23 protein-coding genes and 1 pseudogene are annotated in these 15,631 nt (G+C 32.6%); 1 reads left to right on the top strand and 23 read right to left on the bottom strand.

Annotated elements, in window-relative coordinates:
* Window positions 1-238 precede the first annotated feature (238 nt).
* The 11 genes from MJG50_RS21350 to MJG50_RS21300 form a co-directional block, all read right to left on the bottom strand.
* Complete coding sequence (locus MJG50_RS21350; RefSeq protein WP_240257802.1) at window positions 239-1,690, bottom strand: DUF4153 domain-containing protein; 1,452 nt, start codon at window positions 1,688-1,690, stop codon at window positions 239-241.
* Window positions 1,691-1,754: 64 nt separating this feature from the next.
* The gene (locus MJG50_RS21345; RefSeq protein WP_240257801.1) at window positions 1,755-2,393 is read right to left on the bottom strand and encodes a DUF1700 domain-containing protein; all 639 of its coding nucleotides are present in this window, start codon (window positions 2,391-2,393) and stop codon (window positions 1,755-1,757) included.
* A complete protein-coding gene (locus tag MJG50_RS21340) occupies window positions 2,374-2,721 on the bottom strand; it encodes a PadR family transcriptional regulator (RefSeq protein ID WP_240257800.1) in 348 nt (115 codons plus the stop codon). Before MJG50_RS21340 ends, MJG50_RS21345 begins: the two co-directional genes overlap by 20 nt.
* Window positions 2,722-2,916: 195 nt before the next feature.
* The gene (locus MJG50_RS21335) at window positions 2,917-3,594 is read right to left on the bottom strand and encodes a Pr6Pr family membrane protein (protein ID WP_240257799.1); all 678 of its coding nucleotides are present in this window, start codon (window positions 3,592-3,594) and stop codon (window positions 2,917-2,919) included.
* A gap of 58 nt (window positions 3,595-3,652) precedes the next feature.
* On the bottom strand, window positions 3,653-3,961 hold the full coding sequence (locus MJG50_RS21330; protein WP_240257798.1) for a hypothetical protein: 309 nt from the start codon (window positions 3,959-3,961) through the stop codon (window positions 3,653-3,655).
* A gap of 156 nt (window positions 3,962-4,117) precedes the next feature.
* The gene (locus MJG50_RS21325; RefSeq protein WP_240257797.1) at window positions 4,118-4,297 is read right to left on the bottom strand and encodes a DUF4083 domain-containing protein; all 180 of its coding nucleotides are present in this window, start codon (window positions 4,295-4,297) and stop codon (window positions 4,118-4,120) included.
* 30 nt (window positions 4,298-4,327) lie between these two features.
* Window positions 4,328-4,519, bottom strand: coding sequence for a DUF6366 family protein (locus MJG50_RS21320; RefSeq protein ID WP_240257796.1), 192 nt, complete (start codon window positions 4,517-4,519; stop codon window positions 4,328-4,330).
* A gap of 83 nt (window positions 4,520-4,602) precedes the next feature.
* Entirely contained in the window at window positions 4,603-5,205 is a 603-nt protein-coding gene (locus tag MJG50_RS21315) for a hypothetical protein (RefSeq protein WP_240257795.1), read from the bottom strand.
* 152 nt (window positions 5,206-5,357) lie between these two features.
* Window positions 5,358-5,738, bottom strand: a complete 381-nt coding sequence (locus MJG50_RS21310) for a hypothetical protein (RefSeq protein ID WP_240257794.1) — start codon at window positions 5,736-5,738, stop codon at window positions 5,358-5,360.
* Between the two features lie 144 nt (window positions 5,739-5,882).
* Window positions 5,883-6,452 (bottom strand): DUF2812 domain-containing protein, encoded by a 570-nt coding sequence (locus tag MJG50_RS21305; RefSeq protein WP_240257793.1) that lies wholly within the window; start codon window positions 6,450-6,452, stop codon window positions 5,883-5,885.
* Window positions 6,439-6,756: a PadR family transcriptional regulator gene (locus MJG50_RS21300; RefSeq protein ID WP_240257792.1), complete on the bottom strand. Its 318-nt coding sequence runs from the start codon at window positions 6,754-6,756 to the stop codon at window positions 6,439-6,441. Before MJG50_RS21300 ends, MJG50_RS21305 begins: the two co-directional genes overlap by 14 nt.
* A gap of 387 nt (window positions 6,757-7,143) precedes the next feature.
* Between MJG50_RS21300 and MJG50_RS21295 the strand changes: the two genes are divergently transcribed.
* Window positions 7,144-7,560, top strand: a complete 417-nt coding sequence (locus MJG50_RS21295) for a hypothetical protein (RefSeq protein WP_240257791.1) — start codon at window positions 7,144-7,146, stop codon at window positions 7,558-7,560.
* A 163-nt stretch (window positions 7,561-7,723) separates the two neighbouring features.
* Here MJG50_RS21295 and lepB read toward each other — a convergent pair whose 3' ends face one another.
* From lepB to MJG50_RS21235, 12 genes and pseudogenes are all read right to left on the bottom strand, one after another.
* Window positions 7,724-8,374 (bottom strand): signal peptidase I, encoded by a 651-nt coding sequence (lepB, locus tag MJG50_RS21290; RefSeq protein ID WP_240257790.1) that lies wholly within the window; start codon window positions 8,372-8,374, stop codon window positions 7,724-7,726.
* A 129-nt stretch (window positions 8,375-8,503) separates the two neighbouring features.
* The gene (locus MJG50_RS21285; RefSeq protein ID WP_240257789.1) at window positions 8,504-9,067 is read right to left on the bottom strand and encodes a D-glycero-alpha-D-manno-heptose-1,7-bisphosphate 7-phosphatase; all 564 of its coding nucleotides are present in this window, start codon (window positions 9,065-9,067) and stop codon (window positions 8,504-8,506) included.
* A 141-nt stretch (window positions 9,068-9,208) separates the two neighbouring features.
* Window positions 9,209-9,724, bottom strand: coding sequence for a nucleotidyltransferase family protein (locus MJG50_RS21280; protein WP_240257804.1), 516 nt, complete (start codon window positions 9,722-9,724; stop codon window positions 9,209-9,211).
* Between the two features lie 148 nt (window positions 9,725-9,872).
* Window positions 9,873-10,046: pseudogene (locus MJG50_RS21275) on the bottom strand (NUDIX domain-containing protein); the annotation flags it as partial.
* A gap of 96 nt (window positions 10,047-10,142) precedes the next feature.
* Window positions 10,143-10,565 (bottom strand): FosM family fosfomycin resistance protein, encoded by a 423-nt coding sequence (fosM, locus tag MJG50_RS21270; protein ID WP_240257788.1) that lies wholly within the window; start codon window positions 10,563-10,565, stop codon window positions 10,143-10,145.
* Between the two features lie 40 nt (window positions 10,566-10,605).
* Entirely contained in the window at window positions 10,606-11,505 is a 900-nt protein-coding gene (locus MJG50_RS21265) for a M23 family metallopeptidase (protein WP_240257787.1), read from the bottom strand.
* 308 nt (window positions 11,506-11,813) lie between these two features.
* A complete protein-coding gene (locus MJG50_RS21260) occupies window positions 11,814-12,137 on the bottom strand; it encodes a low molecular weight protein tyrosine phosphatase family protein (RefSeq protein WP_240257803.1) in 324 nt (107 codons plus the stop codon).
* A 42-nt stretch (window positions 12,138-12,179) separates the two neighbouring features.
* Window positions 12,180-13,100, bottom strand: a complete 921-nt coding sequence (locus MJG50_RS21255) for a hypothetical protein (RefSeq protein ID WP_240257786.1) — start codon at window positions 13,098-13,100, stop codon at window positions 12,180-12,182.
* Between the two features lie 66 nt (window positions 13,101-13,166).
* Entirely contained in the window at window positions 13,167-13,364 is a 198-nt protein-coding gene (locus tag MJG50_RS21250) for a hypothetical protein (protein WP_240257785.1), read from the bottom strand.
* Window positions 13,365-13,532: 168 nt separating this feature from the next.
* Window positions 13,533-14,060, bottom strand: a complete 528-nt coding sequence (locus tag MJG50_RS21245; protein WP_240257784.1) for a P-loop nucleotide/nucleoside kinase family protein — start codon at window positions 14,058-14,060, stop codon at window positions 13,533-13,535.
* Window positions 14,061-14,480: 420 nt separating this feature from the next.
* Window positions 14,481-14,576, bottom strand: coding sequence for a putative holin-like toxin (locus MJG50_RS21240; protein WP_240257783.1), 96 nt, complete (start codon window positions 14,574-14,576; stop codon window positions 14,481-14,483).
* A gap of 715 nt (window positions 14,577-15,291) precedes the next feature.
* Window positions 15,292-15,489: a hypothetical protein gene (locus MJG50_RS21235; protein ID WP_240257782.1), complete on the bottom strand. Its 198-nt coding sequence runs from the start codon at window positions 15,487-15,489 to the stop codon at window positions 15,292-15,294.
* Window positions 15,490-15,631: the final 142 nt, after the last annotated feature.

The following is a 15,631-nucleotide window of genomic DNA, read 5'->3' as shown; positions in this document are numbered from 1 at the left end:
ATTCAATTATAAACTAAATCTCGTTTTCCAGTGTCCACTTTTAAGACTAACCTCACTTAAGCCACCACTATATACATTAGCCGGAAATTCTCCGCTTAAAAGAATTGACTAAAAGGACACGATTATTTTTTTGGTTCTAAAATAGATAAAAAGCATGGCAAATTCCTCAATGAATTACCATGCTTTTTCGTAGTTTATTTAAACCATTTTTTCTGATGTCCCTACCCCACCTTTAGCATCAAAACTCCCCTAATTTCTTATAAGCTTTGTCTCTTACCAAGTTATGCGACTGCCATATGTCACTTCTGAGAAATTCTTTATTTTCTTTCCGTTCCTTAAGCATTGCTTCTAGCCCTGGAATAGTCGGATCCTTTTCATATAAATCAATGAGGGCAAGAATTCCTGTTGATGAAAGGCTATTTAGATAGTTAATGTCGATTTTTCCTGTTTCCTCGTAGCGAGCCATATTCTGGTTAACGACAAATTGGTCTAAGTTTATCAAATTGACTCCAGTATAATAGATCAATGAGGCAATGAAATAAAAGTGGAACAAGGAAAGCTTCTCAAGCCAAATTTTCACTAATGTATAAGCAAAAATAACCATCAAAAATATCATAAATGAATGTGCGATCACCCGTGTAAACGTGTATCCATATGCGTCTTCATACATCATCATTCTCATGAAGGCTGATACAAGAAGAACACCACTTGATAAAACAAGTACAGTAAGTGCTAGACGGATGGTCTTTTTCAAAAATCCTTGTACAAGTCTTGTAAAATAAATAACCCCTATAGTCACCGATAGGTTAATCAGCGTCACAAAAAGCAATTCAAAAAATCCACGTCGTGCATATTCAGCATAGGTGAAACCCTCACCGAGTGTACCGCTGAAAAAGTATTTAAATTGAACAACAACAAATATGACATATACCAAATCAAGTAGTAACAGGACTGTCAGTGTAATAATCCCATCGATTACAATTGGCTTCTTTTGATCTCCCTGCTTCATCATTTGAATATTCTTTTGTAAAAGAACCTGCATGAATCCAAAGAAACCAAATGTATAAAGTAAGATAACCACAATTCGAAAAACATTTTGTGCCTTTATGTTAAACAAATCTGGAAGTGAACTTAAGAGTCTTTCAAATTGGGTATCAGCAGAAATTAACAGATTTAGAATGATAAATAAAAATGGTACTGAGATTGCGATCCCAATGATAATCTTTTTCCATATTGCATAATGCTTTTCATTACTGCTTCGCTTGAATATTTTCCCAACATGGTTTGTAAATAAGGCACTATAACGAAATCCGTTCCCAAGTCTCTGTAAAATGTAAAGAATGAAAGATAGAGTACGCCAATCCATTTTTTTAGGAGACGTAATCAGCGCTAGGTGAAAAATCACAAGTGTCGGAATGACAAGAAGATTAAGGACAGAAAAAAGCGTCGTATCATACAGATAATATCCTGCCGCCAAACACCAGATTGAAATCAGCACAAGATAGCCAAGTCGCTGATGTGAGAACGAAAACCTTCGAAACCTCCAAAAAAAGAGTGAATAAAAAACAATGATAAATACAAGATAGGACACACCGATCTCACCTTCAAAAAAAGCAACCTCTGCAACAATTCCAACTAATAAGCACAGAAATAAAAACATCCAATCAATCTTTCCAATTTTAAACTCCATCTTCAATCCCTCCATAAAGAATATCTATCTACATAGAATTTCTATGTAGATAGGTAAAAAAAGCTTATATAGAAGCCTTTTTCCCCCACCTATAACTAAACAAACAAACCGGATATAACAAAATCGTGAAAACAATACAAACCCCAATAAAGGTTTTTGTCAATAGTGGGTCAAACCATTCATGAGGAATAATCTTGAAAACCGTTAATACCATTAAAACCATATTCGGTATTAAAGCTAAGATGAACGTTCCTTTCATAATCTTTTTCCCTTTATGACCGAATCCCTTCCCTATCTCATAGCCAAGCAATGCCCAAAAAAGCAAGTAAATCAAGGCAATGACAATTGGAATGGAAGTCAATTGATCCCATAGAAATGTAATCCAGCCCCAATCAAATAGATTATGCGCTAATGTGAAAGTAGCTCCGCCCCCAAAAAAGAGAGTATTGACAGCAATGAATAACCATTTCATTTTGCTAGGTGTGACAGAAAGCTCTTCTCTCCACATTGCAGCAATCTCCTCTGGTGTGCCAAACCTCGAATGGATATGGCTCTTAATCGAGGCTGGCTCCTCCGACAGATTAAGTGCAACGAGAAAATGATCAAGATGGTCATTATATTCATGTAAGATGGATTCTTTCTCAGGATAATTCCCAAGACATTTTGAAAGGTCTTCTAAAAACTCATTCTTCAGCTGTTCCATGTTTTTTTCTCCCCATTAACTTGTTCATTACTGAAACAAAGTTATTCCATTCATGGGTTTTTTCTAGGAGCATTTCTTTTCCAGCTGACGTAATTCGATAATATTTTCTAGCCGGCCCCTTCTCCTGCTCCTGCCAATAACATTCAATATATTCCTGTTTTTCAAGCTTATGTAGAGCAGGATAAAGTGTTCCTTCCTTAACTGAAAACTCATTGCCACTACGTTGCTCTAGAACTTTTACGAGCTCATACCCGTACATATCACGCTCATCCAGTAGCTGTAAGATCAATAATGAGGTACTACCTTTTACTAGTTCACGATTAAACATATTTTCACCTACCTAGAAATTTTAGGTACATAGAAATTCTACAACGTATAAAAACGATTGTAAAGAAAAACTTAAATAAGTTTTTTAGATGAAAGTAAAGAAATGCCTCCTATTGAAAGGCAATTAGTCAATTAACACTTGAAACCGATCTACCACAGCCTCTGTCAAAATGCCCCTTATTTCTTATCCTTACTGTTACAAATGATAAGCAGAAGATGGATTGTTTTTATTTTTGATGAAAAGAAATACCCTATTTAAAGTAACCAGTAATAATCCTAGAATTATAAAAACAAATGTGAAAGAGGTAATAAACAATGCAACATTTATATAACTACCAACACCTTCTGGAATTTCTGCATGAGGATTAAAAAAGAAGTAAGGATAAAACCCATCAATTAATCCCCTTAAACATGAAACAACACAATAAAATACAGGGTAAATTATCCAATAAAAGATGAACTTATAACTGTATTTTTTCTTGACTTCAAAAACTGCCCAATTGATAAATACAAGTATCGGTATTAAGTAATGAAGCGTAAAGTTCGTAATGATCCTGGGTCCACTGTATTCCCCACCACTTGAGAGAAGGAAATGGTAAGTAAGAATAGCCACGATCATATAAATAACTGAGCAGTTCTTTATATAATCTAAAAGGGAATTCTGACTCTTTTTTAATAAAATAGCAAAACTACTCAATAAAAATGTGATGGCAACTAATAGATTAGAATGAATAGTGAATTTTGTTGTAGATACCAAAGGTGCAGGAGAATAAATGATATGTAATACAACACTAATGAAACCTATTAAACAAATAAAAATATGAAATACTAACTTTAGTTTGAGAAACATCTTTTTTTCTTTCAAATTAATCATCACATTACACCTTTTATTTTAGATTTCTAATTCCTATTTAGCTGAAATGAACATCTTACTATTCTGTTCTGCTCCGATACATATACAGTGTAATTCCATTTAATATTATTGTACCGATAAGAAGGATTGCTGGAACAGATGCAATAACACTCATTGTATCCATAAGAGCACTCCAATCCTCTGCCTTTACTCTCTCATATAAACTCCAAATCTGGAAAAATAACGAAATAGAACAAGCACTGAGGCTTAGAATGGAAAGAGTAATCCAATTTCTTGAACGTTTTTCATATCTCGTTATATTAATAGCTGGAAGAATCCAAGCGATTAGTCCAAGCACGAGACTACCAATATTTAACCAACCAATCATGTCCAATCCCCCTTTTTATTTGTATTAAATCTTCCAAACTTATCAAAATTATGTTACCCGGTATTTTCATAAACAAAGGCTGAAAGGCCTACTTCTACATCAATATATGATTTTTCCTTTACTTCTCTTCTAATGGATTCATACTTCTATTCTCCGTTAATCATTATCATTTTTTATTTGTTCGTTTATTAAATCTATTTTCTTTTCAATACTGTCCAGTTGATTTCTGCGTTTAGAAAAAGATCTAAAGAGCGATAAAATTAATATTATAATGAGTATCAGTACCCCAAAACTAAATATTTGAAATAAAGCATCACCTATATGAAAAGAGCTCATATATTCACCTCCAATAAAATTCAATTTACCTTAATAGGAACACTTTGAGAGAAAAATCACTCCTAAAACAACAATAAGTAAGGTAATTATCTTTGCCAGACAACCACCTCTTGCTATTGCACTTGGTTCGCCATACATTGAACGGTTAACGGAATCAGATAAATTGCTCGTCGGAATTCTTTTTCTTTCATTTCCACGCAATATTTCTTCTTCGTTCTCCATTAACAATCCCTCCCATACATTGAAACTTTTTATCCCGTATTAACTGGCAGTAAATCCCCCACTGATTGAAATTTCATTTTAAATTACTTCATCAAATGTAAGATATTCATTTTCCATATTTCGTTTTCCTTTTTCAATTCATACAGGTTTGTTGCTTGAAACTGACCGAAAATAACACTCATTTCGACTGCAACTGTATTTTCAGTTTTATTATCTTCTCTCATTTTAATAGAATTGTAGTATCTAAAATCGATTGTGTTTTCCAGATCGTATTTACTCAGACTTCCTTTATAATATTTTTGTCTAAAGGTTGATTGGTCAGGTAAAGTACCATCATCATATATTAGTGAATAAATTGCCTCAACATCATCAATGACTACTGAATGATAATAAATCAACACGATCTTCACTGGAGAAAGACCTATTAGATATTGTGTATCTTTTGCTTTAGAAAAAAGTTCATAGGCTTCTAATTCCTCTTTTGTAAATCCATTTAAATATGAAAACTCTTTATTCTGGTTATTAATTATTTTTTGTTTTTCATTTAAGATGTCTTCAAGAACAACAATTCTATCCTCTAACTCTATTATTTGATCCTGCTGCTCTTTTATTACGTTGTCATTACGATCACAACCAGCCATACAAAATATAATTAACATAACTATAACGCCAATAGCTTGTTTCAATAGCATTCTCCCCCACGAGAGTCAATTTCCTTGTTAAAACTCCACCGTAAGCTTATTAATTTCCAACCAAATATACAACTCTAATTATCATTAGTTTATTTTGATAACATTTAGATAACCTTCTTGTTCCATTACAGCCACTCTTTGAACAATTATTTTTCAGTACGTCTAAATTTCTTCCTCAAAATCTCATCAATAATCCAGAATAGTAATGCGGCTATTAATGTTAATACAACTAAAATTAAATGCTCAAAAAAGAAAGAAAGAACTAATCCAATAATTAGACCCAAGATCATATGAATCAAAAATGCCTTTTTATACCTTTGTTTGCCGTCTAATTTCTTTGTTAGAAAATCAGATAAGATAGATACTGGTAATCCAAGAAGAAATATAAATGGAGCTGCACTTACAAGAAGAATAGCAAGTGCAGCAAATAAATTAACAAAACCATCCATTATTTCAAAAAAAAGCGTAAAAAATAATCCAGTTAAAAGAGTTGTTAAAACAGCTCCTAAAAATTTTCTTAGTATCATCCAAGTCCCCCATTTATTTATAAAACAATTTCATATTTTCTTATTAAATATAACTTCACCTTAAACAATAACTTCAACGGGAATAGCGATAATCCTGCTTAGATTATCGCCGTTTAGTTAAATAATGAATTGGATTCAATGACCTCATGATTCTTTTAATATTGAATACTTACGATAAGCTTTATAGAAACTGCTAAAAAAGAAAACAACCATAAGGGCGGGAAGCAACCTCAAAATCGCAAATGGTGTTTCAAATAAAAACGCTTTCCAAAATAATGCACCTTCCATACTCCACAGACCTTCGGCTACATATAAACTAGAATCCTTGTAAATCATAAAAGAACATGACAATAATACTATACCTAAACCACATGAATAACCCATCAATCTTTTATAATAATTACTCTTTGATTGGCGATCCGAGAAGATTTCATTTTGATCATCATCTTCTTTTTGCCAATAGCGAATTCCACCAAGCCAAGGGCCATTTATATACATCCAACCGAAGTCTTCATATAACCCTTTATAATCTTTAGACTTTTTCTTTGATAAAAAATCTTGATAATCTAGTCGCATCACATATCTCTTGTCGGTTTTTTTGAAAGTGTAGATTCCTAATCCACTAATATTTGTACAGCGATAGCCTTTTTGTAATTGCTCGTTCAGCCATTGCTCCTCTTTTTCAATATCAAAAAATATCTTAAATTTCTTCATTCGATTCACTTCCTTCGTATAAGGATAAAATATGCAATAACCTGTTTTGTTCCTTTTTCAATATTACGCTTCCTTCCGCAGTTATCAAATAAACTTTTCTCCGGCCTAACTCTCCGACAGGTTCAATCCAACCATGCTTATTCAAGTTTTCAATTGCACCGTATAATGTACCAGCTGCTAAAATTACAGAACCGTTACTTATCTTTTCGATCTTCTGCATTACGGCATAACCATGTAGAGGCTCACGCAAAGCTAATAAAATATAATGCATGGTTTCAGACAACGGTAATAATTTATGTTTCATTTCCTCACCCTTTATTCAGTTTGACTGTATAGTTCAACTTAGTAATAAGATAATACAGTTCAACTGAATAGTCAACAGCATTTTAAGAATTATTAAAAATTATTAAAAAAACATAAAAAGCCGTTTCCCTAATGAAAGGAAAGCGACTTTTGATTCCGTCAATTAAATAGTTCAGCACCTACTTATAGAAACATGTTTAAGGTTCATGGCATTATTGAACCTTAAACTATTGGACCTTAAACTTCTATGCCATATCATTATCCTTATACCTATATTTGAAATCGATAAATGGAAGAAATGTAGCTATAAAAGAAGGTGATCCCATTATTATTTTAGTAATTAAATACCTCGTTATTTTTTGGGAACAATACTATTGAGGTGGTACGTTTGATAAAAAAAATTTTACTAAACATCTTTATTTTCCAAATAATTTCTTCATATGCTAGTGCACAAACTAATCAACAAATTCAAATATTCGATATTAATCAAGGTAAGGTTGTAAAATATATACAAATAAATACAGATTTACAACAAAAAGTAGAGAATTTTCTTGAAGGTATTACAGGAGTATATGTTAAATACAATCCTATTCCCAATAAAGGATTTATGATACGAATTCCTTTAGAACCTAATATTATCGTGAGAAACCGATGGTTTAATGACCTTGTAGATGAAGTAATACTTATTTTTCCAGATCAAGAAAATCCATATTTAATGGTGTTTGACGATGAAAATAAACCTTATTTCTTAACATTTAAGGGAAATACTGAAGAATTCTTGGCATTATTGAACTTTAAACCATAGTCCTTCACTACTCTTATACGTCCTTATAATCAGAAACCCTTTCTTCTATAATATCAATTAGGTCTCCTTGTAATCGTCAGGAATATCTTTTCAGCAAGGGAACTACGTCATAACATACCATTTTGTGTAATTAGGAATCTGCATTAATAACATTATTTAATTTTTATTTCTTGTATCCTAAAACTTTTCCCTCAACATTTTCCATTGGTAAGACCCCAAAATATCTACTATCGGCACTTCTCCACCAGTTATCTCCCAAGACAAATACAGTGTTTTTTTCAACTTTTATAGGTTCCATAGTGGTCGCAAAATATTCCTTCCAAGATTCTTCTTCCCCTCTATTAGCAGGTTCAACTTTTTCGAAATATTCTTCTTGTCCCATTCCACTATTTAATGCTGCAGAATAAAAAGTATCTAGTTTTTTACCATCGATAAATACTTGACCATTTTTAATCTCTACCGTTTCTCCCTCTAGACCAACAACCCTTGAGATGTAAAACTCAGGCATATTGAAGTTGGGGTTGCTGTCGATTGTGAAGTCGGGTGATTTGAAGTAAATAACATCCCCTCGCTTTACATTTTTGTCATTAGGGTCAACGACTAAATCAGGATGAGACGATGTTTCATAATCGTGGTCACCTCTATCCATATTGTCAATATGCCATTCCAATAACAACGAGCTTTCATAAGGTTCTACTAATTCAACCTTTGGTTTAGTATCATTGTCTGTAATCGTTTCCATTCCACTCGAAGCAACCTTTGATGAACACGCAGATAGCAATACAAGCAATCCGATTAAAAATATTTTTTTCAATGCTACCAACTCCTTTACTTGTATTATTTCAATAATATACATTTAGCTCTCGAAACTATTGAATATTATGTAAAATATAAACGAATCATAATACTACTTCTTAAACCTGATCTTTAGTTTGATAAACATTTATTCTTTATTATTATTTAAATCATTTGCTATCCAACTTACTGCAGTTAATAGATTGTCTGCAATATAATCAGGTTCAACTTCATCCCACTCAGACCGATACTTAGTCAGCGATCCCTCTCCCCATCCTGTCTTCACTAATACCTTTTTCATTCCTGCTTTGTTTGCAGCTAGCATATCTGAACCTCCCGTATCACCCACAACATAACATTTTTCAAGGTTTAAATTATGCATTTCTCTAGCTTTTAGTAATAATCCGATATTGGGTTTTAGGCATTCACATCCGTCTTCGGGCTTATGTGGACAGTAGTAAATACCATCTAGAAAAGCGGAATGATTCGCAAGTTCTTCATCCATCATCTTAAATCCCTTAATCAATTCGTCTTCGGTATAATACCCTCTTCCTACTCTCGTTTGGTTTGTAAAAAGAAATACTTTTACTTCTAAATCATTCAGTGTTTTTATAGCTTTCGGGGCAAAATCATACATAGAAAAATCAAATGGATGAATTCCACCACCAGTACCTCCAATTGTCCCATCCCTGTCTAGAAATACTGCTATCATCCTTGTATCACCCCATATTTCCTCTAAGTCTATTAAAAAACAACAGAAATATTTGTTGAACTAGAACGATTTTTAATTAAGAACTTAATCAAAAGGTGCCTTAATCCTAATTAGATCAGCGCATTCGTCAGTTTACAAGATTTAGGTGTGGTAGACTTTTATCATATGCCAGATAGACTTCCAATTTTTCTTAATTATTCGATCCTCGTAAATTGCAGCCCTTTCTTTAGTTTCAGTAAAATAAGTAGTTGGCTTTACTTCCAAATTGATAACATCATCAATTCCACAAGGAGCAGTTAAAATTACATCTTCATTCTTATTTAATTTCACTCCAAGAGTAGTTGCTGTTTCTGGGAATTTTGATATTGCGTCAACAGATGAGGAATAAGGTGAAATATTGTTTACAACGTGCATCCTTGCTTCATTCTTCACAGACCAAGGAATATCAGGAATAATCCTTCTTAATTTACCTTCTAAGCACTTTTCTGTTAATTCATCAATATTTTCATTATCAAAGTAAATAACATCAACATCTGGTGGATTCGTTCTTTCGCTAAAACCATGTAATGTATCCCATATTTTAGCGCGTACAAAGCCCGCACATATCCACCAATCTGGTAAATCTAATGATTTTACAGCCTTTAATATCTCCATCATTTCAACATCTTCTTTGATAATTTTTATTACATCTTCTTCATTTTTTAACAATTCACCCCTCCGTTCGAACGTACATTCCAATTATTTAATAGTAAAAAATGAAGGGATATTATCGGCTAACATGCTTCATTTATTTGAACAAGCAAAAGATTCCACTTTCTTCTTTTATTTCACGGATTAAAGCATCCATCAGATTTTCTCCAACTTCTACTTGTCCACCGGGATATACCCAGCCACCATCACGAGTTTTCACTAAAAGAATCTTTCCTTCTTCATCTTCTACAAACCCACCCGCAGCTACAATATGCGTTGGAAATGACATCCTTTTTTCCTCCTTATATGGCGCGTTTATTTATTTAATTTCCTGTATTATTTCTCTTTTCCTACTAAGAGTCATTTATTTGTATTAGGAAAAAATTTAATTATAGAACCGCATATGTGATTTTGCTTCTTTGTAATAATTCAACCGATCTTGTAAACTACCCGTATGAAATTCAAACTTATGCCCATCTGGGTCAGTAAAATAAATAGACTTTTTATCTCTTTCGTCTCTTGAACGCCCCAACAAAATGTTTACATTCAATTTTTGTAGTTTAAGATACATATTATCAAAATCTGTTTCCTCAATTGAAAAAGCTATATGTGTGTAGGATTGGTGAATTTCATTACGGGAAATATCTTTCTCTTCATTAAGTGCCAGCCACATACCATTTAAATCAAAATATGCAGTACTTCTACCCTTAACTAACAACTTAGCTGCAAACACATTTCTATAAAACTCAATTGAGTCCTCTAAATTAGACACTGAAAATAACAAATGATTAATCCCTTTTACGGACATCCTATCACCTCTGGATTGTTCTATTGGATAAGCAATCAATCTATCTTATCAAATTGTTCCTGATAAAAAATTCACCATTAAATTGAATTGGAATACCCACTCCGTTTATTTCAGCGTGAATATGTAAATGAGGTTCACTGGTGTTACCGGAATTCCCAACCAGACCAATGGGTTCCAACTTCTTAACACTGTCTCCTTCTACTACTTTTACACTGCCTTGTTGCATATGTGCGATATAGACAACGGCATTTTTATCATCACAGGATATTGCAACATAATTTCCTTCTGGGTGATCCTCATCCATTTCAGGAGGTGTCATGTCAGGTAGATGATTTCTAGACTTTAGCACTTCGCCTTCACATGGACTATAGAGCATATCTCCATAAATTGCGTATTTTTCTAATTCTTTCGGGTAAAAACCAGTCGCTCGAACGCTAAATTTATTCAGCTTTACAATATCCATAGCAAACTGTTGGGGTTCGTAAGCATTATGGTAATTCAGTTGAGTGTGGCTACCGCCCTGACCAACATAATAAGTACCATCCTTTAAAGGAAAGGCTAATTCAATTTCTTGTTGTTGAGTAGAATATCCAGTCAAAGCACTTCCATTAAAGAAACCAAAAACGATAAGAAGAAATGCATAAATACTCATATTTATTTTTTGTTTTCGCGTTTGTTTAATATATAAAGGTAGCTCTTTTACGTTCTTCCAAGAAAAGTAAAGGCAAATGAAAAACAAAAGTATTAATATGTATCGTATGTAATAACTAACCCAGTCCCATCGTCCAGTTTGAAATACCCAACCAATAATCATAACAGTAGCCAACATTTTAAAGATCCATTCGAACTTACTATTATCCTTCTCATACAGTAGGGCTAAGAGAAAAACAATGGGCATAACCAATTGAATAAATACAATTTGAAATAGCGCTGAAAGCAACCATTATTCCTCCCCATCAATATCTTTTTCAAAAAAAAACTCAATCGAAACCCTTTGAATTTCGCTATAAATAACCTTATTTCGCTTTCTAATTATTAACTCCCCTTTCATTTTTCAAATTAACCTTATTAACCTTAATAGCTATACGTTCAACGTCTAGTTGAAGTAACAATTTATTTTCCCAGATCAAGATATTCCATATTTAATGGTGTTTGACGATGAAAACAAACCTTAATTCTTTCCATTTGAAAGCAATACAGAAAGATTATTGTCATTATTAAAATTTAAATTATAGATCTTAGCTATCCTCATACGTCTAAATAATCAGAAACTCTTGCTTTTAAAATATCAATTAGTTCCTCATCCATAAACACGTAATCGTCAGGAATATCTAAATTAATAACCTTTTTATCAGAGAGCATTATACTAAAAGTGTCTTTTAGACGTTGCAAGTGTTTTTTTTCCATTACAAATATAATGTCAGCCCACCCAATATGTCCTTGGGTAACTTTTATTCTTGCACCCTTCTCAGTTCCAGCAGATCTAACATCATAGCCATGCTTGCCATGGAATATCTTTTCAGCCGTGGGACTGCGCCATCTATTTTTACTACAAACAAATAAGATTTTAATTGCAAATTCACCTCAATCTGAACTCGATAAGATAATAAAAGATTACTTTATCTTTCGAAGATTTCCGCTTTCAAATTTATACCTTATACTTTCATACGTTTGTGTTTCCATATCTGTTAGTAAGTTAACTTCAAATATGAAATTTTGATCATTTGATACTAACAAAACCTCATTTTGAGAATGATTTGTTATTTCGAGTACTCTCTTTAAATCCATCCCTTTTTCAATTTTTCCATTTACCCACCGATAAACTGTAACGTTAGGAGATTGCATATGTAGCCCCGGAGATTGATTAACAAATTCTAAGTCACCAGAATTATCTAAATCAATAACAAGCGATTTACCCCAATCCTCAAATGACAAAAGTTCATTCACATTTAGATCGTATACAATGTACAATGTTCTCCCTGGACCGTTTGCAGCAAGTTCAACACCAGCAACAATGATTTGTTTTTGATTTTCATTAATTTGAAGTTGTTGTAACCTATGAGCAGCATTTTCTACTTCTGTGTCATCCTTTCTTAAAATAGTAGAGGTACAGTCGGGTAACTGATAGATCTTTCCATCAAACTCGATAAGTGAAACTGTTTGATATGATGCGGAGCAGATACTATTTTGATCCGTAACATCATAGACATGAAGCGTTATGCTTTTATTTTTAATTGATCCTAATGGGACAGATTGTATAGGTTCTAAACTAACCTTCATAACTTCTGGCACTAATGGTTCAAATTCTAAAGGAGTAAAAGATATTTTAACAACATGAGGTAATTGTGAGATATTCGTTTCTTCTCTACTTAGTTGATTTAATTTTTCATCTTCACTGGTTTGAGTGATCTCTGGTTCCCAAGATTTTTTGAAGGGAACATTTATATTATTTGTGGAAGTAGGTGTTTCATTATTAACTCCACAACCAGACATGATTAACACAATAAGTATAAAATAAAGTAAAGTTTTATCCATCCTTTTACTCCTTACCTTAATCCTTCTTAGATCAACTCACTCATTAAATAATAAACAAATTCAAACCTATCTTTGCATTTTAAGTCCCTTTATCATGTCAACAAGTACTCCAAGTACAATAGAAAACAATGCAACAAGTAATAAATCATTCGTTAACTCTTCATTATTTTTAATTAATAAAGCAGATAATAAAGCAATAATACTAATTAAAGGAAAAATATTACTTAAAATACCTAGAAGATTCCAACTTTTATTTTTTCCCATAAGGATCCCCCCTAAAAATTTTATAATTTTATCTTTGATATTGTTAAAAAACCCGACCTACTACTTCTAAAATTGGCTAACTTCAACAAAAAAATATCTTAATCCATCGTGGACCTCCCTATTGAAATATAAGTAAGTCATAATGGTAGTCATAATGGTTTGATAGTCCTAATTTTCAATGACAATTTCTCCTTCTCCCTTTGGTATTTCGAAACCATTAAGGTAGGAAGTTAAAATTTCTTCGGTAATAGGGAACGCATTAGCATCAACTCGTTTATTTCGTATCTTAAGCCGTTCGCGTAAATCATCAGGATGGACTTTTAAGTAAATAAGTTTCCACTTACCCCCGGATTTTTCAATAAGTTGTTTATATTGGTCCCTTCTTACTCGTTCCCAAAAACTGAAGTCAATAACCACCTGTTGTTTATCGTGAATTAACTTAATTAAATAATGACGCAATTTCCTTTCTGCCTCATTCTTGTATTCCTCAATTTTTTCAATAGGGAAATCAATTCCATAACGGCCATTCGTAGCCCATATTTCTTCATCAATAGAAAGACGTACAAAACCTCTTTTTTCTAATTGTTGTGAGAATGTGGTTTTCCCAGATCCGGCTACCCCACACATCATTACAACTAGTGGGGTGAAACCATCTCGTTCACGATAAATTAAGTCAAAATTAAACTTTTCAAACATCTCGCTACTTCCCCCATTTTTGATATAAATTTAATCTTAGATAATTGCCTTCTTTCACTTTTGTACTCTTATGTGACATAGCATGCAATTTCACCTTCTGGTTTTAATAATTTTATTAATATTCTAACATTTTCCATTAAACTTTGCTGCTCATTATTTTCTGGATAGATGTAGATAGCCTAGAAGAACAATTTATTAAAAGCAATCACACATAAACTCTTACCCAATACAAATAAGTAAAGTATTGATAGTACTTATATACTTTGTTATACTTAAGTTAGAAAATGAATATACTAAAAAGACCAATTGGTGCTGGTAACATCAATCGGCCTTAATGAAACAGGATAGATCGCTTCAAAGGCGATCAGCATTATTATTGGAAAGTAAACCTTCCTTTTGCCTGCAAGCTCAAGGGGAGGTTTACTTTTTTCTTGTGAAAGTAAATGCCAAACTGATCACTGATACGATTAGAGTTGAAAAACTAATCATAAGCACCAATGCCTCAAATGTAGACATCAGCATCATCTCCTTCCCCTTTTCGCAAATATTTGTGAAAAGTAAGGTAGATTCGATTATGTCGAAACTAAGTTGGGGAACTTAATGTGCTGACCACCCTTGAACACGCTATTCTGTTTACCTTTATATTATACCATACATACGTTCTTATTTTAATAAATAACAGGTATTATTCATTAATACCATGACCTTTTTTCATTGCATTAGATAAACGTTCGTTTAAATGTGCTCCACTTCATATTCAACAGTTTCACTCATCGAGTTTGCTGGAAAGACTTTTCAAGAACTTCAACTACACCTTTTCAAGTAAAGCATCCTAAACGGATTTCACGAGAAAATCCCCCCTCCAACATTTTACTAATTAATATATAACTTCTTTTCCTTCCCGTTAATTACAATAGAAGTCTTGAACTATACACTGTCTCAAAGGTCAGCCAGATATGAAAGGATTTTGGATACAACATAGATTAATATAGTAGTAATTACAATATCGAAAACAATTTCCTTTTTTGTCCTATTCTTATCGTTTGAATCGAAAAAAAACCTAAATACATAAAACGCTATTACAACAAGTAAAGTACCTAATAAAGTCATAGTTCGTAGACTTCCTTCACTTTATACTTTGTATACGATTTAGAATAGCTTTCGGAATTATTTAACAAAATATTTACCCTTTTGAAATGATCCTACCCCATAAATTAAACAACCACTAACATTATTTCTTAAATTCATCCTCTAATTCTTTTTCAATATCATCATTACTTACCAGAACAATTTCATCTTTAATGCCATACTTCTTTATTATTAATTGACCTACCTCTGACTTATCAATTCCATCTTTTACTGCAGTGAAGATTACGAAGTACAAAATTAATAAACCAATAATCCATAGGATAATAGTTCCCCATAACATTTTATCTCCCCCCATTTCTTTAAAACCTGCTTCGTTCGATAGCTTCTCACTCTAAACTAACATAATATTCCAAAAATATCATCAAAATTTTACCATAAAAACTAACATGATTAAATTTTTACTCCCAACCCAGGCATGAAAA

The sequence above is a fragment of the Fredinandcohnia quinoae genome (genome assembly GCF_022427965.1).
Classification (GTDB): Bacteria; Bacillota; Bacilli; order Bacillales; family Bacillaceae_L; genus Ferdinandcohnia; species Ferdinandcohnia quinoae.
The sequence above is the reverse complement of the archived record's forward strand: the minus strand, read 5'-3'. Positions and strand labels throughout refer to the sequence as shown.